Raw genomic sequence first — 21,917 nt, 5'->3', positions numbered from 1 at the left:
GGAATGGAAATAACGGCAGATCAGCTGTCGACAGCTTTCGGTGACACACTTTATATGGTAGCCATCTCATTGGTATTTTCCGGATTGATTGGTCTTCCGCTTGGTATCCTGCTTGTCATTACAAGAAAGGGCCATATCCTGGAGAATAAATGGGTCTTTAATGTATTGAACCCGATCATCAATATATTGCGGTCGGTTCCTTTCATCATCTTGCTAGTAGCACTTATTCCGTTTACCAGAATGATTGTAGGCAGTGCGATCGGAACGAATGCGGCCATTGTTCCGCTAATCTTTTACGCGGCTCCTTATATCGCCCGGCTTGTGGAGAACTCCCTGTTGGAAGTGGACAAAGGGATCATCGAGGCAGCTCAGGCGATGGGGGCGACGACATGGCAAATCATTTATCGTTTTTTGATTCCTGAGGGACTTAGTTCGTTGATCCTTACATTTACAACAGCGACAATCGGGCTTGTTGGATCTACGGCCATGGCAGGTGCCGTCGGTGCAGGCGGGGTCGGAGATTTAGCTTTGGCTTACGGTTATCAAAGGTTTGATACGATGACGATGATCGTCACAGTGGCGGCGCTCGTGATCATCGTTCAATTACTGCAATCCACCGGGAATTTTGTTTCAAGAAAAATCAGAAGAAGATAAAAATAACAGGAGGTAGGAGAAATGAAGAAAATCTTATTAACGATCATAGTATTGGCATTGGCCATCTTGTCTGCAGCATGCGGGAAAGAAGAAGGTGCATCAGGCGGTTCGGATGATGTGAAAACAGTAAAAGTCGGTGTCAGCAGCGGGGATACAAGAACATGGGAATACATTGTCGACATAGCGAAAGAGGAAGGGCTTAATATTGAACTGGTCACTTTCAATGATTATATCCAACCGAACCTTGCTTTAAGTGAAGGTGAAATTGATGCCAATTCATTCCAAACGGTCGCATACTTCGATGAATTCGTTCAAGACCAAAATCTGAAATTAGAGGCCATCGGGTCGACTGTCATTGCTCCTATGGGCCTTTATTCGAAAAAACATAAAGATCTCAAGGATCTTCCGGATGGCGCTACGATTGCCGTTCCGAATGAAGCAACGAACTTTGGCCGTGCACTGCTTCTTCTTCAGGAAGCTGGATTGATTACATTGAAAGAGGAATTCAATGGATCGGGATCATTGGAAATCATTAAGGAAAATCCGAAAAACTTGAAAATCCAACCTGTTGCTGCCGGCAATACACCGCGTCTATTGGATGATGCCGATGCTTCAGCCATCAATAATAACTTTGCCGTCGAAGCAGGCCTTACTTTAAAAGATTCTTTATTCCATGAGAGTAAAACGGCGAAACCATATATTAATATCATTGCAGTTAAAAAGGGTAATGCCGATCGTCCTGAGCTGCAAAAATTAGTGGAGCTTTATCAATCGAAAAAAGTGGAAGCGTTCATTGAAAAAACGTTTAAAGGAAACACCATTCCTGCATATGTTTCTGTAGATGAATTAGTGAATTACCAGGATGCTTGGACAAAACCAGCTAATGAAAAATAATGATTCAGATTCAAAACGAGTGAAGGAATGCCGGATGGATTCAAGATGCCTATCCGGTTCCTTAAACCAAAAAGGGGAGATAAGAATATGGCGAGAGAATTAGTGCAGAAGCAGCATCAGCAGATCATTGAAGATCACATCGACTTTAATTCCAAATTATATATCGAAACGAGTCAAGCCATTCATGCTAAACCCGAAATTGGGAATCAAGAGTTTTTCGCTTCGGATACATTAACCGGAATACTTCGAAATGAAGGATTTGAAGTAACCCGCAATATTGCCGGGCATGAAACAGGGTTCATCGCCAAAAAAACCTCTTCAAAGAATGGTCCCACAATTGCCTTTTTAGCCGAGTATGATGCATTGCCGGGTTTAGGCCATGCTTGCGGCCATAATATCATCGGCACAACGAGTGTTGCAGCGGGCATTTCCTTGGCTCAAGTGCTGGAGGAAACGGGCGGAGAGGTGATTGTTTTCGGAACACCGGCAGAAGAGGGCGGGCCGAATGGAAGCGCAAAAGGCAGCTTTGTGAAGCACGGTCTATTTGATGGGGTTGATGCGGCAATCCTTATCCATCCTGGCGGGCAAACGCGTGTCACAAGTCCATTTCTGGCAGTCGACCCCCTAGATTTTCATTTTTACGGGAAGTCAGCACATGCAGCAGCTGCACCTGAAGAAGGCGTGAATGCACTTGACGCGGTGATTCAGCTGTTCAATGGCATTAATGCTTTGCGTCAGCAGCTCCCGGCCGAGGTCAAAATTCACGGAATCATCACCAATGGCGGGGAAGCTCCTAACATCATTCCCGAATATGCTTCAGCCAGATTTTACATTAGAGCAACAACATGGAAACTTTGCCAAGAGGTATCCAATAAAATACGTGCTGTTGCCGAAGGGGCAGCACTTGCCACAGGAAGTACGGTTAAAGTTGAACGTTTCCAAAATGAAGTACTCGATTTTGTCATTAATCCAGTTCTGGATGAACTGTTAAACGAAGAGCTCTCTCAATTAGGGGAAGCAGTGGGTCCTCGAAAAGAGAGTGGCTTTGGCTCGACGGATGCAGGTAATGTAAGCCATGTAGTGCCGACAGCACATCCTTATATAAAAATTGGCCATGATGAGCTGATTGCCCATACGAATGAATTCCGCGACTGTGCCAAATCTCCTGCTGGAGACAAAGCCATCCTGACCGGAGCAAAAGCGCTTGCACTTACAGGTTATAAACTGATTACGGATAAAGACCTGTTGGATAAAGTGAAAGCAGCATTTCATGAAGCGAAGCAAAAATAAATAAGATGCACGAAAAAAATTGTTGACTGCGGATCACAGAGTTAGTATTATAAAAACAATAATACCAAGTAATTTAATAAGGATTATAGGTTAATTGACCGGAAAACCGGAGACTTTTCTTTCATGTAAAGAGGTGTCTTCGGTTTTTTTTTGTGAATGGGCAAGTCGAAAGATTATCAAAAGGAGGATTTAGCATGGGGATATTATTACGTAAAGCCATTGAGAAAAAAAGAAACTTCCTGATAAACAAGTTGATTAACAAGGGAATTTATAAAAAGAATGACATCCATCTTTTTGAATTAACCTTAACCGATTTAGAGAATGAATATATTAAAATAAGCAAAATCGAAGAGAAGGAATCCGACGATCATTCCCCCTGTCTAAGGATACATTTCATATAATATCAGAATAAAAGGAGAGGGTGAAATGAGGAAGAGTGTGGAAGAAAGGCGGAAGGAATTAATCTTTAAACTTATGATCCATACTGTAAATAAGACTGTGGAACAGCTTATGAAGTTAACCTTAAAAGAATTGGAAACAGAATATAAAAAGGTTCAAAATGAATGTCATCCCCATAGTGATGCGGGTTCGATACAATGGATCAATACAAAACGGCATTAGGTTGAATGTGTAACCTCAATGTTGCATGAAAAATTTCATCATTTTGCTAACGGCAGCCTGGGCTGATTCTGCATGATATTTTGAATTGTAAGGATCACTGAATCCGTGTTCTCCGTTGAATTTATGAACCTCGACATTCGTTCTTTCTAAAACTGAAATTAACTCGTCCACATTAAATGATGGCTCTTCTAGTGGGAAAAATAGCAGTGCGGGGCATCGTGGCGCCAATTCTGCATAATTCCTAATACGCGAACCGTAGTATCCAACAATTCCATCGACACACTCTTCCTCACTGCACAGCCAAGCTACAGTTGCCCCTGCACTGAATCCAAGAATGAAAATCTTTTGGTATTCATCTTTTATATCCGATACTATATCCTTTATCTTATATGAAGCACCCGTGAAACCTACGTTCTCCATGAAATGTCGATAAGCAGCATCCTCTTGGGAATAATCAAATGGCATCTCGCGGTCTAACAAATCCGGACAGATCACATCAAAACCTTGTTTTGATAATAACTCACAATAACCCTGCATATGTTGATTCAGTCCATATATTTCGTGAATGACAATGACGACAGTATCGGACTTTTTCTGTATGTGCAGCATTTTTTACCTCCTTATGCGAATTTCTTCTATTATAAATACAGCCGTCTCCCTTCAGACGCTATATACGAAGGGGGATAGCACCGTTTTTTAATAAACATGGAAATGAACTAGGTTCTCTTTCAAATGAATGATTAGGTATAGGGAAGTTCTTTTCCTTCTAAACATGCTTTTAAGTTAGCCAAACTAAGTTCATATCCGTTCATGTTAATGGATACTCTAGTGCCTTCGGATTCTGGGAATATTTCAAAAGTGAAAACGAGTTTATCCGAATCCGAAGAATAAGAAAACCTTTCGCAAGGGATTATCTCTTGGATTGTAAAGCTCATTGGGATGCTTTCATTCTCTTTAAGATTGTTATGTGCACTAGGCATTAATACGAAGATTGCCTTCTCTCCAACCTGGAGCTTAGGAATATTCCATTTTGAACCCGGGGCATACCATTTTGAAATGATTTCATCATTCGTGATCGCATTCCAAACCGTATCTTGGTTTTCATGAAATTAGAACAGAGTTCCTATCATTATTCATTTGACTAACCTCCGTATTTTTCTTGGATTATATAGAAAGTTCAGGAAATATACAAGACCCCACCAAGCTTCTTTAACCGGGTGACAATATTGTAAGACGGCAGCTTAAACTGTTAGGAAGAACGATGGCGATATATTTCCTTTCTCTTTAATATGTAAGAAAAAGAGGAAGGTTGGGTATGAAATGGACTTTTTTGAGTTGAATACCAATGTATTCAGAATGATCAATGACTTAGGGAAACAGTACGATTATTTAAACCCTTCTGCCATTTTCATTGCCGAGTACATGGTATTTTTATTAGCTTTGGCAGTCATCGTAATATGGTTCACTCGAAATGAACAGAGTAGGATGATGGTTGTTTGTGGGATGATTACGTTTGTAATAGCTGAAGTGATGGGGAAAATGGCAGGGAGATTACATCATAATAATCAGCCATTTGCCGAATTGGCCAATGTTAATCAGTTAATTGAAAAAGCAGTGGATAATTCATTTCCAAGCGACCATACCATCTTGTTTTTCTCGTTTTGTGTATCTTTTTGGCTTTTCAAAAGAGGATGGTGGTTGTTATGGATCATGCTGGCTTTCCTTGTTGGCATTTCCCGTATTTGGGTAGGTGTCCACTTTCCGGCGGATGTGCTGGCAGGAGCAATACTGAGCACCATTTCAGGATTGGCGGTTTACCTTGTTGTTCCTAAAATAAGCGTGATTCATAAACTATTAGGGGGATATGAGAGGTATGAAGAAATGGTTCTGTCCCCATTAACTAAATCGAAGGAAAAAAAATCAAAGGATTTGTAAGCGAAAACAGGGTTGCTCAGGTAGCCTTTTTTATAATACAAAAATATCCAAATGGTGATGCTGATGGTAAAATAAAGTGAAAGCAATCCATCGCAATGGGGGACTTAATATTGATTGATATCCAAGAAATCAAAGACATTATCAGGCATCGCTATCCATTTCTTTTAGTTGATAGAGTTTTGGAACTGGAAGAAGGAAAGAGGGCGGTGGCCATTAAAAACGTCACGGCAAATGAAGAGTTTTTTTCTGGTCACTTTCCCGATTACCCAGTGATGCCAGGTGTGTTGATCGTGGAGGCATTAGCACAGGTAAGTGCTGTTGTCATGCTTACAAAAGAAGAAAATAAAGGGCGGATCGGGCTTTTGGCCGGAATCGATGGATGCCGTTTTAAAAGGCAAGTAAAACCAGGGGACCAATTACGTTTAGAAGTGGAGATTATTCGCTTGAAAGGTCCTATCGGTAAAGGAACAGGAAGGGCTACTGTCGAGGGGGAAACTGTATGCGAGACAGAGCTCATTTTTGCTTTTGGAGATTGATGGTGATACCGATAAAAAAAGCTTACGGGTATGTGACAAGAATCAATAATGGGGAAACACAGGTATTGGTTTTTCAACATCCCATTAAGGAAGCCGGTATACAGATACCCAAGGGAACAGTGAAGCCCCAAGAAGATGCTTACCAAGCAGTGATTAGGGAAATGGAAGAAGAAACAGGTCTGGAAAATTTTCATGTGGAGAAATTAATAACAGAAGATTTTTGGGAGAACGTCGATGGTGCCATACATAATAGATATTTTTATCAAATAAGTGTATCGAATGTTCCTGATGAATGGGACCATCAGCCGACGGGTGGAGGAGATGAAGCGGTGCTGACATTTCATTTCTTCTGGATTTCATCCGAACATGAAGTGTAACTTATCAAAGGGCATGGAGATTATTTAAACCGGATATTTAACTAATCTGCAGTTTATCACAGCCGGCCAAGATCATTATTGATCTTGGCCGGCTGTTTTTTAATGATCAGGTTTGTTTCTCGGTAATGAAAGTTTTTACGGTTGGCGGTTCATATGTAATGAATTGGTCGAGAAGTCCATTTGGTTCAACATCTACCAGCGCCATGGAACGGAATTTTTCATGCAGGAACTGTTCGTCGGACATGTGGTTGAATAAAGCGACCAAAGGATCATAATAGTGATTGATATTTAAGAGTCCGCAAGGTTTTTGATGAAGACCAAGCTGAGCCCAAGTGAAAATCTCAAAGAATTCTTCCAATGTTCCTGGCCCGCCTGGCAAGGCCATGAACCCATCTGCAAGCTCAGCCATTTTTGCTTTTCTTTCATGCATGGATTCCACGACGATCAGTTCGGTTAAATTCTTATGTGCTATTTCCTTTTTTTCTAGAAAATCTGGCATTACGCCAATTACATTTCCGCCTGCTTCCAAAACGGAATCTGCAACTGCACCCATGATCCCTACACTTGAGCCCCCATAGACAAGGGTAATCTTACGTTTTGCCAATTCCGCACCCAGTTTTTTAGCCTCTTCTACATAGACAGCAGATGCACCTTTGCTCGATCCACAAAATACAGCTAGACTTTTCAAAATATCACATCTCCCATTTAGTAATCTTCCTTTCTTATCATACAAAATTCAAGGGGATTTGTTAAACTTGAATTATCTAACTCACGAGTAAATAGCGCAAACTCACGAGTAAACCAGTGAAACTCACAAGTAAATAGCTCGAACTCACGAGTAAATAGCGCAAATTCACGAGTAAAACAGTGAAATTCATGATTAAACAGCGCAAACTCACGTGTATATCGCTCAAACTCACGTGTATATGCTCAAACTCACATGTAAACAGCACGAACTAACGATAAAGGGGTTCTTAATAAATGTTTAAGTATACAGTCTGTTTTGTAAAGAAGAATAATGAACTTCTCATGCTTAACCGGGAGAAAGCTCCAATTATGGGTGTTTGGAACGGGGTGGGAGGCAAAATCGAGAAAGGTGAAACGCCTGATATAGGTGCACAGCGTGAGGTATTTGAGGAAACTGGGATAGAGGTGGAGCCTTTTTTTTCTAAAGGAACGGTAACCTGGGAGACTCCAGAAGGTGAAGTGGATGGAATATATGTATATTTGTATATGGCGGATGAGGATTTAATATATGAAACACCGAAAAAAACGCGGGAAGGCATTCTTGATTGGAAATCCATTGATTGGATACTTCATCCACTTAATCTCGGAATTGCTGAGATGGTCGCACAGTACTTGCCGGTATTAATGAAAAAAGAAGGAGACTATACATTCACTTACAAAAATGGTCAAATGTATAATTCCTGAAATCAACCTTACTTAAAAAGGGATACTGCCATTTTGAGCAGTATCCCCTTCAATAAGTTAAAACTCATTCTCGAATATCGTCCCCTTTTTGAATCTTGAGTCCTTAAAGGCGAACTTCATCAGAATAATATAGGCGATGCCTGCCACAATAACGCCGATGATCCAGGCAAGCTCGACTTTTATAAAGGCAGCGCCGGCACCGATAAGCATGGCGAGCAGTGCGCATGGATTATATCCTGCAAATGGCCCGTCTTCTCTGTACAAATCGGCAACATTCATTTTTTGCTTTCTTAATATATAGTATTCGACTAATAAAATCGAAACGATTGGACCTAAAAAAGCGGAATAAATCAGAATGAATAAACCAAGGCCCTTCGCCGAAGAATCCTGTACAAGCACCCAAGGGAATGAGCAAAAGGCAAGAACTCCGGTTATGATAACGGCAACCTTATATTTCAACTTTGTAAGCAAAGTAATCACATATGTTGGCGGAATAATATTGGCAACCATATTTACCGCAATTGCACCTATGACGATAAATGCTGAAACGCCTACTGTGATATAAGGATTATCCACCACAATGGCAAACGCCTTAACTGGATTGGAAATGCCGGTAGCGGAAGCGAGCATTACACCGATTGTCAGTACGAAGCCGTATGCTAGTAAAATGGGCGAAAAATACAAAAATCCTCGTTTTGCATCACTGATGCCAGACTTAAGCTCTCTTGAATAGTCCCCTGCGCTTAAAAAGATAGCCGCGTAGTTTCCTAAAAACATCATGATGAAAGCAAAGAACGGCAAGCCCCAAGAGCCTTCAGCATGTACCCATTTTTCCGCGATGACCTCGCTATGTGATGTAACAAGAATACCAAATACATAGACTAGCGCCAGCATGATAACAATGGATGCAAGCATTTCCACCCATTTGATGGCATGGAAGCCATATAGCGAAAGTACAATTTGCACCAATTGAATCGCGACAAAGCAAATGACCGTATTATCAAAAGCGCCACCCGTAATGATCTTTACGATTTCGTTTAAGGCAGTACCGCCGATCCAACTTTGAAAACCGTACCAGATTATGGCCGGAATACCACGCAAAAGTGATGATATGATGGAGCCTTTCATCCCGAAGGACATTCTGAGCTGAACAACATAGGGGATACCGGTCCTGTATCCAATCCTATCATTTAAAGCGAAAATCACGGAAATGATAGCGATGGCAATGGCAGCTGCGGTAAATGTCTGAAGAATATTCAACGTAGCGGTTCCCGCTACGACCAAGCTTGCCCCAAGTGTCATATTCCCTAAATTGACGCCGTCCCCGATCCACATGAACGTATAGGATATCGGGCCAACCGTCCTATCTTCTTTTGATCTCGGCTTCAGAGATTCATCCAAATCCGCAGCATGGTGGAACTCCGCCTCTTCTAAAGCATGGCTTTCTAGATATGTAGACAATTTACACTCAACTCCTATTCATAGTGTGTTATATGATATGACTATTGATGTGATAAAAACTAACATGAGAAAAGTATACAGGTTTCGCATTTAGGAATCATTAGAAGAAGTGTGAAATTTCAGATATTATTTTGTGCTTTTTAACTAATTGAAGATCAAATGAACTCTTGTCCTGCTGTATCGTGATTTGTTTGCAGTAAGTAAGGTTGCTGCGGCAGCCCTTTTCGGGGAAAACGACGCAGCATAGGTAAGATTAAGCATTGAAATTCATTGAATAGAAGTGATAAAATTGTTATATCAGTGTGTAGAGATATTGGTCTTTTTTATTGACCAAAAATATATGTCTCACGATACGTCTGCCATCTGAAATATTTTTAATGGGGATGATCATATGCACGATGAAACAAGATTACCGCGAAATGGAAAAGACTTTTTATTATTTTTAGCGATTATATCAATACTTTCGGTCAACATTATTGCACCACTTATTATGGGATTTAAATTTGGATTCAGTAAAGAAGTGTATTTTGAAACCTTACGAGTAATTCCATTTGTATGGATTTGTGTCATCTTATTAGTAACACTTGTTGTAAATCCTCTGGTTAATAAACTCGTACAAAGTTTATTGAACCTACGGACGGTTTTAATGCAAGAGTGTTATTCACGATATTATTCAGCGTAACCATCCTGTCCATTTTACTGACGGTTATCGGATCTTGGATTGGCATGAGAGAAATTAGTATGGAGCCGATTCAGACGTTCTTTTATGAGTGGCCACGTAACTTTTTCATCGCATTTTGGGTTGAAGTACTGATCGCACAGCCGATAGCAAGGCTTGCAATGAAAAAATTACATGGGAGTCAGGCCCGTAAAGCAGTAAATGCGTAACATTCAAATAAATTAAAAGCCCATATAGCCGACTGGTTTTATTAAAAACCAGTCGGCTTTTTCGTGCAGAAAAGCGGGGTAATTAATGAAGAAATTTCCATTTTTCATACAATGAAAAGCTGTCAAATGGTATGATTAAATAAAAAATTGTACTTAAGGGGAAATAATTTCTTGAAAATAGTTAAAATCATCTTAGCAATAATTGTAGTTGCTTTATATGCATATCAGCTAATTACTGGAAGTGTTGAGTTGATGCCATATTCTATGTTGTTTCTCGCGGTAATGATGTTAATTACAGGATTAGAGGAGCCTCAAAAAGATAGAAAAGGAGGTTTTTTGAGGTACGGTGTTGTCTCATTATTTCTTTTCTTTGTATCCATGCTGGGTTTCTTAATGAACTAAAACGAGAGCTACTATTACCTCTTTAATAGGTGAGGAGGAGGAAAAATGAAGATAATAGAACTGCCAATTGAATTTGTATTTAATGGGCAAAAAAATCACATTAATCCTAGCTTGATTATTTTGAAGAACGAACTAACTTTGGTCGATACAGGGTATCCAAATTTTTTACCTTTAATTGAAAATGAAATTATAAAAAATGGTTATGAAATGAAGAATTTAAAGAATATAATCATTACTCATTATGATATTGGCTCCTTATATGATTTCAAGGAAAAGTATCCTTTGATTAACATTATAGCCAGTGAAATTGAATCAAAATTAATTAGTGGTGAAATGAAGTCAGAGAGATTGGTTCAAGCCGAAGAAATGCTGAGAAATATGCCAAATCAAGAAATCGAGTTCGGTAAATGGTTTATACAACAATTAAAGAATTTGAAGCATGTTTCAATTGATGAAAAGGTACATGATGGTGATTTGATTTTAGATAACGAATGCAGGGTAGTAGCAACACCAGGTCATACTTCAGGGCATATTTCATTATATTTTCCAAGTTTAAAAAGTGTAATAGCAGGTGACGCAGCTGTTAAAGAGAATCATGAATTGGTCATTGCTAATCCGCACTTTTGTTTAAATGTCGAGGAAGCAGAACAGTCCTTAAGAAAGATTAAAGATCTTGAAGCTGTAAATTACTATTGTTATCATGGTGGGACATTCACTTTATAATTGGGTTTTGCTTAAGATTGGGGCTGTCTTTAGGCAGCCTTTTCTTATGAGCTAAAGGGGCAGGATAGTTAAGGGCTAGAAATGAAACCCCCATCTAAACCAGGAAGGGGGTATATGTGTTGAAGTTTTAAAATTAAATAACTTATTGTAATCTTGACATTTCTTCATTGCGGGCGGTGACAGCTTCGCTGGTACTACCCATTTATACAGAAAAAACCGAACTTTTTACAGTTCGGTCAAGCAAAGGTGGGGGAATATATCCTTTGGAATCTATATTGTTTGCTAGTTTGAAGATTTTTGTAGAATCATAATATATTAATAATTCTGCTGTTCACTTCCAATAGGAAATGAAACCCCCATAGTTCGTAAAGCTTCTTTTGCTTGATTTAAATAGGATTCCGCTTGTTCTTGCCATTTGATAATCACTTTAATAAAGGCTATATATTCAGGTCCTGCGTTTTCCTCCATTACTTTTAATCCTTCATGTACTTTTTTATCTTGGGTTTCAGCGTTTATTATACAAGCTGTCATTGTTTCTACAATGGTTTGCTGTTGCTCGCCATTTTTTAGTCTTTGGGCTGACCCCACTGCGGTTACACGGTGATATGAAGCAGGGATTAGATGGTTATGCATCTCGCGACTTCCTTTTAAATCTTTGGTTTCGGGTATATGGAAAAGCTCACTGCTCATGGCACATACCATTTCTTCAGCATATAAACTTTGATGTAACACATATAAAATAGGTTCCCAGTTGTTTACTCGATAATAATAATCATTCGGATACAAAAAAACATCTCCTCTTTCAGTACATTTTATCGTTATAATTTAGGATTGAAATTAATGAAATTGTGTTTTCCATCATATGTTTATTAATGTTGTCCAGTTCAAATAATAATGCAAAGGTTAAACATGGATAACTTATTCCTAGATGTCAACTGAATATGTACCTTTGGCCTATATGAGAAAATACATATAAATCCAACATTTTATCCTCTGAACAGAGATGGAGACTATTGGTGTCATCTTCCTGATTAGAGCATAAGATGATATTACCCATTTATTCCTCCTTAAAAAAAAGGAGATGTTTCTATATGTCAGGTTGTGAACATGATTTTGACCGCGGTTTTGGATTTGGTGGAGGTTTCGCTTTTATAGTCGTTTTGTTTATACTCTTAATCATTGTTGGGTGTAGTTGTTTTTAAGGCGGGAAAGGGCGGCTTCTGCTAAAAAAGTATAAAAAAGCCTGACCCTATTTGGTCAGGCTTTTTATATTTAATCTAAGTATCATCAATTTTTGAATCAGCCTAGATACTGCTTTAATATTTCTAATCCTATTTTTAACTCATCGAATGAGTTTGTGGAAGAAAGTGCAATACGCAAATACATATCAGGGGTGGTCTGCCCGCTTTGAAAACGATTGGAATGGAATACCCGAATACCGCGCCTTTTCAAATCCGTTTCCAGCTGTAACGCATCGTTATGTCCTTTAATTGGAAGCCAACGATAAAGACTGAGAGGATGTCCAACATCCATTCTTAAAGGAAAATATTCCGAATAAATATCATTTGCAGTTTGTGCAAGCTGTTTCTTTTGGGAAACAATTTCATGAGCCTTTCCTGATAGGATTAACTCTGTGATAACCTCTGCATCAAAAGAAGAGGTCTTTACATTAATGTTGAAAATGGCTTGGGCAATTTTCTCGCGAAAGGCCTCCCCATAAACCATATAGGCAACTCTTAATCCAGAACATATTGACTTAGAGGTGCCGCAAATATAAACGCTCTGTTCCGGAAGCAAGTGGAACATCGGCTGCCGGTAGTCGGAGATAATGCCCGCAGTCAGAAATGCATGAATATCATCCTCAATCAAAATTAAACGATGCTTACGGATGATCGCAGCTAATTCCTGCTTTCGAAAATCTGACATCATGACTGTAGTTGGATTGTTGCAAGAGGGCATCAGGAAAATGCCGTCAATATTTGTTTGAGAACACTGCTTTTCAAGTTCATCTGGCAGCATTCCATAATGGTCTCCGGGAATGGGCACTAACTTAATATGAAACATCTTTGCCAGCTCGATAAAGTTTGAATATGTGTATAAGTCGGTTGCAATTCTATTACCAGGCTCAAACAAAGCTGCCAAGGCTATGGCCAATGCATTTTGGGCACCGGAAACGATTGCAATATGCTCTTGATCCGCGTGAATGCCGAAAGATTCCATCCAGTTTAGAGCAGCTGTTTTTTGATGTGGAATACCAGTCGGGTCGTTGTAATTCAGCAGATGCTCCAAATAACTTTTGTTCACAGTTTTTTGTAAAGTTTCTGAAACAATATCATTGGTTTGCTCAAAAGATGCCACAAAACCAAGATCAATGCTGTTTGCCGCTTTATCCGCGGAAATGGTTATGGAACGAGTGGCATTAGGAGCCACAAAGGTTCCGCTTCCCGTAACAGCATATATCAATCCCTTTACTTCACATATTTTGTAGGAACGAGTAATCGTGGTGAAGTTTAAGTCTAGAAAATCCGCCAATTCTCGTTGTGGGGGCAACTTGGTTCCAGGCGCTATAAAACCATTTGTTATATCTTGTTCAAGTAATGAAGCAAGAGATTTATAAAAAGGACGCTTTAATGCTTTCTTATCAGGTTTCCAAGACATTGGATAATTGTCAAATGAATTTACGGGCATAGTTCACCTCTACTATCATATTCCATACAATCATAACATTTTTTGTATGGAACTCTAATGGATTTGAGCTGGCTTTAAACGAATACAAGGTGATAAGCCTATCAGTCCGCCCGTTTTATGAAATGTGCGAATTTTATTTTAATTGTAATCCATACAATTAACTTGTTTTTTGTACGGATTTTGTATGTTAAGTTTAAATAAATTTAGTCATCAGGATGTGAATTATATGAAAAAAAGAACTCAAATGCTAACTGCATTTCGTGCGGCTTTTCCGTACACAGTGCCCATTTTGGCAGGCTTTTTATTTCTAGGCATCGCTTATGGAATCTTTATGAATTCATTAGGGTTCAGTGCGATTTACCCGATATTGATGAGTCTAACAATATTTGCAGGATCGATGGAGTTTATTGCAGCCAATTTATTGCTTGTCGCGTTCAATCCGATTAACGCCCTTTTTCTAACATTAATGGTGAATGCACGGCATTTGTTTTATGGCATATCAATGCTGGATAAGTATAGGGGGACCGGTAAGAAAAAGCTGTATCTGATTTTTGGGCTTTGCGATGAGTCTTTTTCCATCAATTGTACCGTTGATGTTCCGAAGAATGTAGACAAGGGCTGGTTTATGTTTTTCGTGACAATGCTCAATCATTGCTATTGGGTGATAGGATCAACGATTGGCGGTATTTTTGGCTCTTTTGTCAAATTCAACACAGAAGGACTCGATTTTGTTATGACGGCTCTCTTTGTAGTGATTTTCATTGAACAATGGATGAAAGAGAAAAAACATCATAGTGCTCTCGCTGGGCTTGGGCTGTCAGCTGTCTGCCTTATTATTTTTGGCGGAAGCAATTTCATCATCCCTGCCATGTTTGCCATTTTGGGGGTACTCACCTTACTTAGAAAGCCGTTAGAGAAAGTTGAGGTGAGAACCATATGACAATGACTTTAACGCAGCAAATCATTACAATCGCGATGGTTGTTTTAGGCACAATGCTTACAAGATTTCTTCCCTTTATCGTTTTCCCATCAGGTAAACCTACACCGAAGTATGTACAGTATCTTGGTAAAATGCTGCCATCTGCAGTAATTGGGCTTTTGGTCATTTATTGTTTAAAGGATGTGAGCTTACAATCCGGAAGTCACGGCATCCCTGAATTTATTGGGGTGGCTGTAGTTGCCCTGCTTCACCTTTGGAAGAAAATGATGCTCCTCTCCATAGCGGGGGGAACGATTGTCTACATGATGCTGGTTCAATTGGTTTTTTAAATTGATAATAATCAGCTCAACCAATTCATGTCACAATTATATGGTATTGGAAGGGGCAGGTAATGGTGAAGAAGCAAATTGATGAATATCAAATTTATGAAAAACACTATGAACAAATTCATGAGCAAGTGAAAAACGATCCGTATGCAAAGTCGTTAGGCATTCAGTTAACAAAATTCGAGGCAGGTTTTGCAGAAGCAACGTTAGAAGTGCAAAGCACTATGGTAAATGCATATGGAACTGTTCACGGGGCAGTTATTTATGCTGTAGCAGATCATGCTTTTTCCGCAGCCTGTAATGCCTATGGAAAAACATCATTAGGACTTTCGACAACCATCCAGTTTATTGAATCAGCTAAACCCGGAGACAATGTAGTAGCCCGTGCAACTGAAGTCAAACGAAACTATCGGACAGGATTTTATCGAATAGACGTCTTGCATGAGCAAAACCTGATCGCGACCATGGAGGCAGTGTCATACCGTAAGGACCATTATTTTATTGAACTTGATGATGAACAAGATTAATCAGTTTAATAGTTTACGAGCAGAGCTGTCTTTAAGACAGCTTTTTCAAATTGAGGTAAAGGGGCAGGGAAATCCGGTAACTTTATTTGGAAACTATGTTAAGATTGGGGTATTGATTTTTGAAAGGCGTTGGAATATGAGTCAAGACAATCCAAAAACAAAGATATACCTCTGGCTATCTGTTACGCTTTTACTCTGTGGAATTGTTTCTTGGATTCCTTATTTGGTCTTTAAAATTGAAGTATCTTACGGGATGCTAACATTTGTTCTTAACCCAATTGGAGTAATATTAGGTTCATTTTCAAACAATAGATTAATAGCCTTTAGCAATTTATTTATGGTCTTTAGTTTTATTCCTGTTATGATATTTGTATATCTAACAAAAGGGTACATTCCTATGTGATTGGCAGGGGGTTTTTTGACACTCCATCAAACGTTATATAGAAGTAATAGATGCAAGAGCAGTAAATCAGATCTGTCATCTATATAGGTTTAGTTATGTGAAAATGATACTCCATCTAAAAAATAATAAAGAAAAAGTTATTGTATCGCAGTTCGATAGAATTGTGGTAAAAAATAGGATGATAATTGTTCAACTAACAGGTGCTTCACTTCACTAAGAAAGGTTGCTGCGGCATCCTGTTTCATATGAAACTAACGGGGTCAGGTTAGTTCAAGAAGGTAAAGGGAAGATACTAATCAATTAGACTTCCTCTTTATGTAATAACGGAATAGAATATAAATAAAAAGGTGATTACAATTAAAAAAGTAAAAAGTATCCTATTTTTTCTTCTTGGATCCATATCTCTTTTGATTGGTATTGCAGGAACTGTGTTACCAGTTCTGCCGGGCGGTCCATTTTACTTATTTGCTGCTTTTTGCTTTGCTAAAAGTTCCAAGTCGATTGAAAACTGGTTCAAGAGCACCTCATTATATGAAAAATACGTTGAAGCATTCCTGCAAAAAAAAGGTATGACCCGAAGAGAGAAAATCAGAATCAATATAATTGCCGATTTCTTCATCGTAATTTCTGTATTTTATGTGGACATCCTATTAGTGAAAATCTTATTGGTCGTGCTAGCCCTCTACAAACATTATTATTTCATTAAAAAAATTAAGACAATTGACCGAAAAAGTACGGAAAAAAAGCTTTTTGAACCTTAATTAACGGAGTTGCTTCGGCAGCTCTTTTTTTATGGAGCTAAAGGGGCAGTATAGCTAAATAAAAACAAAGGGGAAATCCCCTGATCCCAAGCAAATGTAACAGAAGGCATTGATTCTTGCCATAAGTTAACAAAGTGCCAACATGCATTCCTGCGTAACACTCATGTGCTTAGACGGTGCTGACAAATGGCAGTCTGTTATAGGATAATGGTGATATATATTGATGGGCAAAATATTAGGGAAAACTCCATAAAAAAGGAAGTGCTAAACGATGAATTTAGAAATGGTCATGCAGGAGCTTGAAGCCCTTGGCAAGGAACGAACTAAAAAAATGTACATATCCAATGGGGCGCATGAGCCGCTTTTTGGCGTGGCTACAGGCGCCATGAAACCAATTGTAAGGAAAATAAAAATAAATCAGCGTTTAGCTGAAGAGCTTTATTCGACAGGTAACTATGATGCCATGTACTTTGCAGGCATAATTGCAGACCCAAAAGCCATGACTGAGTCTGATTATGATCGCTGGATGGATGCTGCGTATTTTTATATGCTGTCCGATTATGTAGTGGCTGTAACTTTATCAGAGTCAGATATTGCACAAGAAGTTTCCGATAAATGGATTGCAAGCGGTGAAGAGCTGAGAATGTCAGCGGGCTGGAGTTGCTATTGTTGGCTTTTAGGAAATCGAAAAGACGTTGAATTTTCAGAAAGCAAAATTTCCGATATGCTTGACCTTGTGAAAAATACGATTCACGATTCGCCAGAACGAACGAAATCCGCTATGAATAATTTTCTATACACCGTGGGGATTTCATATTTGCCGCTCCATGAAAAGGCAGTCGAGACCGCAAAGGCAATAGGAATCGTAGAAGTCAAACGGGACAAGAAAAAAAGCAGCTTTCTAAATGCTTACGAAAGTATTCAAAAGGAAGTCGGTAAAGGAAAGCTTGGTTTTAAGCGCAAGCATGTAAGATGTTAAAATTGGTTTTGCAAAATTGAAGTGTAATTTCAATAAAGGAGGTTGCTTAGGCAGCCTTTTTCTTTGTTGATGAACCAATACACAATAAATGTGGGGTGAATTATACTTGAAGTCATTTCAACTGAACGAAAAAACAAGATCTTTTTTATCGGAATATCAATTATTTGAAGATGATTTGATACAACAAGTTCAGTTGCAGCACCGTTTGGAATTAGTATCGGCATTTGGGATTCATAAAGGAATGCGTGTATTGGAAATAGGTTGTGGTCAAGGGGATACAACCGTTGCTATAGCAGACGCAGTAGGGGAAAGCGGATCTGTTGTCGCAATAGATATTGCTAGTCCTGATTACGGCGCACCGTTAACATTAGGTCAAGCAGCAGAACGTATTAAGGAATCTTCATTAGGAGAGCATATTGACTTCCATTTTGAAATGAATTTTAATTTTTTTGAATCACCTATACCATTTGATGTGGCGGTATTATCCCATTGTTCATGGTATTTCAAGCAACCCGAAGATTTATTGAAATACTTTAAAAAAATTCGTAAATTGGCAGAACATATATGTTTTGCAGAATGGGACCTCGATTTTACCTGCATTTCTCAACGTCCCCATTTTTGTGCAGTTTCCATTTTGGCATTGTACTCAAACTTCGTAAAGAATGAAGGAAATATCCAAAACTTGTTTCATAAAACTCAAATTCACCAGCTACTCCAGCAGGCAAATTTTGAAGTGATAAAACAACTTACCGTAGATGCAGCATTTTTACAAGACGGTCAATGGGAAAAAAGTTATGCAAATAGTATCCGTGCACAATTTATTAAAGTTCCTTACATGATGCAAACGTTGATAACTGGTTATTATGAACTGATGAACAATTCGAATGAAAAGGAGAATTCATTAAATGGTTTCATTGTTTGTGCAAAGTAATGGGTTACTAATTTGCGACCGTCACAGCTCATTAAAGCTATAGTACCTTTTAGTTGAATTAATCAAATTTGATGTTTTTTCTCCTTTTTCAGCTTAAGCAAAAAGGAAAACAATTAGGCAGCTCTGATTTTGACCTCGTTTGTTGAAGTACCAAAAAGCATATCTTCAAATAATCAAACTGAATACTGAATCACAAGAAAATCCATTTTGATCATCTTTCTCAAAATGGATTTTTTTATTTACGCTCGTTAAAGAGGACATTTAGATTTATTTCAAAGCTACAGCAGTTAAAACATTTCATTAACTTCCCATGATTCGACTATTTGATGCGCCAACCTTGGATCATATCCTTTACCCATCAGATAGGCAATAGCTGCAATTTCCATCATTGCATGAGGGACAGATGTTTTTTGAGCTTCGTTTAAACCATACTGTACCCAAGGGCCAACCTGTGACAATGTCTCTTGTTTGAGCTGGTGTGGGTTAGTGTAAGAAGGATACACAATATTACATCCTTTCAAAAAATATAGTTAAATATCACAATTCCATTTTATGCACCTTAACTCATCCCGTGTTCGATAATCTCTAATTTTATAGATAAAAGTTATGGGTCAAAGGATGTCCTTCTTCAACAATGGAGGGAGGGGAGTTTAAGTTGGAAATTGCACAAGTGTTTCTAATTAAAGTATTGTAACTTCCTCGAGAAGAAACAATCAGCCTAAAGAATATAAACTAAATCAGGAAAAGTGAATTTTTTGAAATTGGTTAAACTAGGGGTATCTATTAATCATTCAAAGATTTATAAAAAATGTTGACAAAGTCCACAAATCACAATAAAGTATTAGTGGATAAAGTCCACTAAAAAGGAAGTCTATAATGAATATAAATAAAAATACCATTGCAGATATCCGGCAATTCAATAGATTTTATACGAATATACTTGGTGTATTGGATAAGCATATTTTGGATACCGGATATTCTTTCACTGAGGCACGGGTAATTTTAGAAATCGGTTTGATGGAGCAGTGTATAGCGAACAATTTAGTTGATAAACTGGAAATTGATCGCAGCTATATGAGCAGAATAATTAATAAGTTAAGCAAAGATGGACTGGTTATGAAGGAAAATTCGGCCTTGGACAACAGAACTAGTCTAATTCGGTTGACTCCTGAAGGGTTGACTCTTTTTGACCAGCTTAATGAAAGATCTGATGAACAATTAGTGAGGTTATTCCAAGGATTATCAGAAAACGAAATAAAAGAAATCCATGCTTCTATGATGTTCATTCAGAAGAAATTGGATAGTTTGGGGAGATTATAGGATGATACGTTTTGAAAATGATTATACAGAAGGTGCTCATAAGCGAATTCTGAAAAGGTTAATAGAAACCAATGAAGAACAAACACCTGGATATGGAGTGGATGAACACTGTGAAAAAGCGAGAGCCTACATTCGAAAAGAGTGTGATGCTGCAAATGCAGATATACACTTTTTAGTAGGAGGAACACAAACGAATACAACTATTATCGCTTCAATTTTGCGGCCGCATCAAGGTGCAGTTTCTGCAATTACCGGTCATATCGCGGTACATGAAACAGGGGCGATTGAAGCCACTGGTCATAAAGTGCTTACTCTGCCGAGTGATGATGGAAAAATTCAAGCTGGACAGGTGAAAGAATTATATGATGCTCACTGGAATGATGTTACTCATGAGCATATGGTACAGCCAGGCTTGGTTTACATTTCTAACCCTACAGAAAATGGAACGACTTATAGTAAAGCCGAATTGGAAGCATTGAGTGAAGTTTGCCGGGAATGTGGTTTGCCATTGGTATTGGATGGAGCTAGATTAGGGTATGGCTTGGCTTCGAAAGACAGCGATTTAACCTTGGCGGATGTTGCCAGGCTATGTGATGTGTTCTATATAGGGGGAACGAAAGTTGGTGCAATGTTTGGTGAAGCGGCAGTCATCATGAATGATGCCCTGAAAAAGGATTTCCGCTATTTCATCAAGCAAAAGGGAGGGATGCTGGCTAAAGGGAGACTTTTGGGGATCCAGTTTGAAACCCTATTTGAAGATGGCTTATATTATGAAGTTTCTAATCATGCCGTGGAAATGTCAATGATGATTCGAGAAGCATTTGTTGAAAATGGATTTTCATTACGATATGACTCCACATCAAATCAGCAGTTTCCCATCTTGCCCGAAGATGTAATTTTGGAATTAGGCAAAAAGTATTCATTCTCCTTCTGGGAAAAAGTCGATGCTACACACAGTGCTGTGAGATTTTGTACCAGTTGGGCTACGAAAAAAGAACATGTTGATATGCTCGTAGAGGATATTAACGCAATTAAAGGAGAAAAAAATGGCCACGATAGAGTTATATGTAGAGAATAGTTATCTAAAAGAATGTTCGGCAAATATTGTTTCCATACAAGACCGATTTGTTGTGTTCAATCAAACCATTTTTTATCCTGGCGGCGGTGGGCAGCCTTGTGACCGGGGGATCATTAAACAAGGTGATGAAAGCTATAATGTATTAGCAGTAAAAAAAGTAGATGGTGAAATTACTCATGAACTAGAACGTCCATTACAGGACATTGATCAAACAGTAGAAATGCAGATTGACTGGTCTTGGCGGTATCAGAATATGCAGTATCACACATTATTGCATGTCATTTCAGGTTATTTATATGAACATTACAATGCTTTAGCTACAAGCAGTCAAATTGAAAAAGAACATGCGAGATTAGAGCTGTCTTTTTCTCCTGAAATAATACAAGAAATACCATTCGATCAATTAGAACAAACGATAAAGAAGGTACTGGCCCAACCCCATAATGTTGACACGAATACAATTAGCAGAGCTGAAGCAGAGCAAAAAGAAGGGGTTATTAAAACGGTCATTAATTTACTTCCAGCTTCTATTAACGAAATTCGAATCGTTCAAATAAATGATATTGATGAGCAAGCATGTGGCGGAACCCACGTCAACAACACTAATGAAATTAAAGACTTTTCCATTATGAAAATTCAACAAAAAGGTCCGACGAAAAAAAGGATCAAAATTCAACTATTGGATTAAATTTAATGAGGAATATAAATGGCAGAGATACGTCCTTGTAATTTGGTATTAAGCTAAGTCGGAA

The 21,917-nt window shown here is 38.6% G+C and carries 28 protein-coding genes and 2 pseudogenes; 23 read left to right on the top strand and 7 right to left on the bottom strand.

The window, feature by feature from the left end:
* The first annotated feature begins 3 nt into the window (after positions 1-3).
* The 5 genes from ACIROD_RS09040 (at position 4) to ACIROD_RS09020 (ending at position 3,459) form a co-directional block, all read left to right on the top strand.
* On the top strand, positions 4-654 hold the full coding sequence (locus ACIROD_RS09040) for a methionine ABC transporter permease (RefSeq protein ID WP_053537357.1): 651 nt from the start codon (positions 4-6) through the stop codon (positions 652-654).
* A 21-nt stretch (positions 655-675) separates the two neighbouring features.
* Positions 676-1,548 carry a MetQ/NlpA family ABC transporter substrate-binding protein gene (locus ACIROD_RS09035; RefSeq protein WP_101223329.1) on the top strand — a complete coding sequence of 291 codons (873 nt, stop codon included), beginning with the start codon at positions 676-678 and terminating at the stop codon, positions 1,546-1,548.
* 87 nt (positions 1,549-1,635) lie between these two features.
* Positions 1,636-2,838 (top strand): M20 family metallopeptidase, encoded by a 1,203-nt coding sequence (locus tag ACIROD_RS09030; RefSeq protein ID WP_402939762.1) that lies wholly within the window; start codon positions 1,636-1,638, stop codon positions 2,836-2,838.
* A 194-nt stretch (positions 2,839-3,032) separates the two neighbouring features.
* Positions 3,033-3,239 carry a Fur-regulated basic protein FbpA gene (locus tag ACIROD_RS09025; RefSeq protein WP_076372309.1) on the top strand — a complete coding sequence of 69 codons (207 nt, stop codon included), beginning with the start codon at positions 3,033-3,035 and terminating at the stop codon, positions 3,237-3,239.
* Between the two features lie 25 nt (positions 3,240-3,264).
* On the top strand, positions 3,265-3,459 hold the full coding sequence (locus ACIROD_RS09020) for a Fur-regulated basic protein FbpA (RefSeq protein ID WP_101223327.1): 195 nt from the start codon (positions 3,265-3,267) through the stop codon (positions 3,457-3,459).
* 15 nt (positions 3,460-3,474) lie between these two features.
* On the opposite strand, the gene ACIROD_RS09015 is transcribed toward ACIROD_RS09020, so the two are convergent.
* Both ACIROD_RS09015 and ACIROD_RS09010 read right to left on the bottom strand, forming a co-directional pair.
* The gene (locus tag ACIROD_RS09015) at positions 3,475-4,068 is read right to left on the bottom strand and encodes a dienelactone hydrolase family protein (RefSeq protein WP_402939758.1); all 594 of its coding nucleotides are present in this window, start codon (positions 4,066-4,068) and stop codon (positions 3,475-3,477) included.
* Positions 4,069-4,199: 131 nt separating this feature from the next.
* A pseudogene (locus ACIROD_RS09010) lies at positions 4,200-4,541 on the bottom strand (SRPBCC family protein); the annotation flags it as partial.
* Positions 4,542-4,779: 238 nt separating this feature from the next.
* Here ACIROD_RS09010 and ACIROD_RS09005 point away from each other — a divergent pair.
* The 3 genes from ACIROD_RS09005 (at position 4,780) to ACIROD_RS08995 (ending at position 6,307) form a co-directional block, all read left to right on the top strand.
* Positions 4,780-5,394, top strand: coding sequence for an undecaprenyl-diphosphatase (locus tag ACIROD_RS09005; protein ID WP_402939755.1), 615 nt, complete (start codon positions 4,780-4,782; stop codon positions 5,392-5,394).
* A 110-nt stretch (positions 5,395-5,504) separates the two neighbouring features.
* A complete protein-coding gene (fabZ, locus tag ACIROD_RS09000) occupies positions 5,505-5,930 on the top strand; it encodes a 3-hydroxyacyl-ACP dehydratase FabZ (protein WP_402939753.1) in 426 nt (141 codons plus the stop codon).
* Complete coding sequence (locus ACIROD_RS08995; RefSeq protein WP_402939750.1) at positions 5,894-6,307, top strand: NUDIX hydrolase; 414 nt, start codon at positions 5,894-5,896, stop codon at positions 6,305-6,307. The genes fabZ and ACIROD_RS08995 overlap by 37 nt, the downstream gene beginning before the upstream one ends.
* A 106-nt stretch (positions 6,308-6,413) precedes the next feature.
* Here the strand turns inward: ACIROD_RS08995 and ACIROD_RS08990 are convergent, their stop codons facing one another.
* A complete protein-coding gene (locus ACIROD_RS08990) occupies positions 6,414-6,995 on the bottom strand; it encodes an LOG family protein (RefSeq protein WP_063594709.1) in 582 nt (193 codons plus the stop codon).
* A gap of 293 nt (positions 6,996-7,288) precedes the next feature.
* Between ACIROD_RS08990 and ACIROD_RS08985 the strand changes: the two genes are divergently transcribed.
* Entirely contained in the window at positions 7,289-7,738 is a 450-nt protein-coding gene (locus tag ACIROD_RS08985) for an NUDIX hydrolase (protein ID WP_402939747.1), read from the top strand.
* A gap of 57 nt (positions 7,739-7,795) precedes the next feature.
* Here the strand turns inward: ACIROD_RS08985 and ACIROD_RS08980 are convergent, their stop codons facing one another.
* Entirely contained in the window at positions 7,796-9,199 is a 1,404-nt protein-coding gene (locus tag ACIROD_RS08980; RefSeq protein WP_402939744.1) for an NCS1 family transporter, read from the bottom strand.
* Between the two features lie 654 nt (positions 9,200-9,853).
* On the opposite strand from ACIROD_RS08980, the gene ACIROD_RS08975 reads away from it, so the two are divergent.
* From ACIROD_RS08975 to ACIROD_RS08965, 3 genes are all read left to right on the top strand, one after another.
* Entirely contained in the window at positions 9,854-10,087 is a 234-nt protein-coding gene (locus tag ACIROD_RS08975; protein WP_402939742.1) for a DUF2798 domain-containing protein, read from the top strand.
* A gap of 171 nt (positions 10,088-10,258) precedes the next feature.
* Positions 10,259-10,489 (top strand): DUF3953 domain-containing protein, encoded by a 231-nt coding sequence (locus ACIROD_RS08970; RefSeq protein ID WP_402939739.1) that lies wholly within the window; start codon positions 10,259-10,261, stop codon positions 10,487-10,489.
* Between the two features lie 45 nt (positions 10,490-10,534).
* Entirely contained in the window at positions 10,535-11,212 is a 678-nt protein-coding gene (locus tag ACIROD_RS08965; protein ID WP_402939736.1) for an MBL fold metallo-hydrolase, read from the top strand.
* A gap of 315 nt (positions 11,213-11,527) precedes the next feature.
* Here ACIROD_RS08965 and ACIROD_RS08960 read toward each other — a convergent pair whose 3' ends face one another.
* On the bottom strand, positions 11,528-11,998 hold the full coding sequence (locus ACIROD_RS08960) for a hypothetical protein (protein WP_402939733.1): 471 nt from the start codon (positions 11,996-11,998) through the stop codon (positions 11,528-11,530).
* A gap of 305 nt (positions 11,999-12,303) precedes the next feature.
* On the opposite strand from ACIROD_RS08960, the pseudogene ACIROD_RS08955 reads away from it, so the two are divergent.
* A pseudogene (locus ACIROD_RS08955) lies at positions 12,304-12,411 on the top strand (YjcZ family sporulation protein); the annotation flags it as partial.
* Between the two features lie 100 nt (positions 12,412-12,511).
* On the opposite strand, the gene ACIROD_RS08950 reads toward ACIROD_RS08955, so the two are convergent.
* On the bottom strand, positions 12,512-13,900 hold the full coding sequence (locus ACIROD_RS08950; RefSeq protein WP_402939730.1) for an aminotransferase-like domain-containing protein: 1,389 nt from the start codon (positions 13,898-13,900) through the stop codon (positions 12,512-12,514).
* Between the two features lie 184 nt (positions 13,901-14,084).
* On the opposite strand from ACIROD_RS08950, the gene azlC reads away from it, so the two are divergent.
* The 7 genes from azlC (at position 14,085) to ACIROD_RS08915 (ending at position 18,767) form a co-directional block, all read left to right on the top strand.
* Positions 14,085-14,840 (top strand): azaleucine resistance protein AzlC, encoded by a 756-nt coding sequence (gene azlC / locus ACIROD_RS08945; RefSeq protein WP_230178092.1) that lies wholly within the window; start codon positions 14,085-14,087, stop codon positions 14,838-14,840.
* Complete coding sequence (locus ACIROD_RS08940; RefSeq protein WP_137020649.1) at positions 14,837-15,169, top strand: branched-chain amino acid transporter permease; 333 nt, start codon at positions 14,837-14,839, stop codon at positions 15,167-15,169. The genes azlC and ACIROD_RS08940 overlap by 4 nt, the downstream gene beginning before the upstream one ends.
* A 65-nt stretch (positions 15,170-15,234) precedes the next feature.
* A complete protein-coding gene (locus tag ACIROD_RS08935) occupies positions 15,235-15,693 on the top strand; it encodes a PaaI family thioesterase (protein WP_402939726.1) in 459 nt (152 codons plus the stop codon).
* Positions 15,668-16,096 carry a hypothetical protein gene (locus ACIROD_RS08930; protein ID WP_402939723.1) on the top strand — a complete coding sequence of 143 codons (429 nt, stop codon included), beginning with the start codon at positions 15,668-15,670 and terminating at the stop codon, positions 16,094-16,096. The genes ACIROD_RS08935 and ACIROD_RS08930 overlap by 26 nt, the downstream gene beginning before the upstream one ends.
* Positions 16,097-16,443: 347 nt before the next feature.
* Positions 16,444-16,857: a YbaN family protein gene (locus ACIROD_RS08925; RefSeq protein WP_402939720.1), complete on the top strand. Its 414-nt coding sequence runs from the start codon at positions 16,444-16,446 to the stop codon at positions 16,855-16,857.
* Positions 16,858-17,128: 271 nt separating this feature from the next.
* A complete protein-coding gene (locus tag ACIROD_RS08920; RefSeq protein ID WP_402939717.1) occupies positions 17,129-17,836 on the top strand; it encodes a DNA alkylation repair protein in 708 nt (235 codons plus the stop codon).
* A gap of 106 nt (positions 17,837-17,942) precedes the next feature.
* Positions 17,943-18,767, top strand: coding sequence for a class I SAM-dependent methyltransferase (locus ACIROD_RS08915; protein WP_402939714.1), 825 nt, complete (start codon positions 17,943-17,945; stop codon positions 18,765-18,767).
* Between the two features lie 287 nt (positions 18,768-19,054).
* Here the strand turns inward: ACIROD_RS08915 and ACIROD_RS08910 are convergent, their stop codons facing one another.
* A complete protein-coding gene (locus tag ACIROD_RS08910; protein WP_101223304.1) occupies positions 19,055-19,270 on the bottom strand; it encodes a hypothetical protein in 216 nt (71 codons plus the stop codon).
* A gap of 373 nt (positions 19,271-19,643) precedes the next feature.
* On the opposite strand from ACIROD_RS08910, the gene ACIROD_RS08905 reads away from it, so the two are divergent.
* The 3 genes from ACIROD_RS08905 to ACIROD_RS08895 are packed head-to-tail and all read left to right on the top strand — an operon-like array spanning position 19,644 to position 21,853.
* Positions 19,644-20,087 carry a MarR family winged helix-turn-helix transcriptional regulator gene (locus tag ACIROD_RS08905; protein ID WP_230178107.1) on the top strand — a complete coding sequence of 148 codons (444 nt, stop codon included), beginning with the start codon at positions 19,644-19,646 and terminating at the stop codon, positions 20,085-20,087.
* A gap of 1 nt (position 20,088) precedes the next feature.
* Positions 20,089-21,165: a threonine aldolase family protein gene (locus tag ACIROD_RS08900; protein WP_101223302.1), complete on the top strand. Its 1,077-nt coding sequence runs from the start codon at positions 20,089-20,091 to the stop codon at positions 21,163-21,165.
* Positions 21,134-21,853, top strand: a complete 720-nt coding sequence (locus ACIROD_RS08895) for an alanyl-tRNA editing protein (RefSeq protein ID WP_402939709.1) — start codon at positions 21,134-21,136, stop codon at positions 21,851-21,853. The genes ACIROD_RS08900 and ACIROD_RS08895 overlap by 32 nt, the downstream gene beginning before the upstream one ends.
* Positions 21,854-21,917: the final 64 nt, after the last annotated feature.

It is taken from the genome of Peribacillus sp. NPDC101481, assembly GCF_044767165.1.
In the GTDB taxonomy this organism is placed as follows: domain Bacteria; phylum Bacillota; class Bacilli; order Bacillales; family DSM-1321; genus Peribacillus.
Note: the sequence above shows the minus strand (reverse complement) of the source record. Positions and strands in the feature narration are given on the sequence as shown.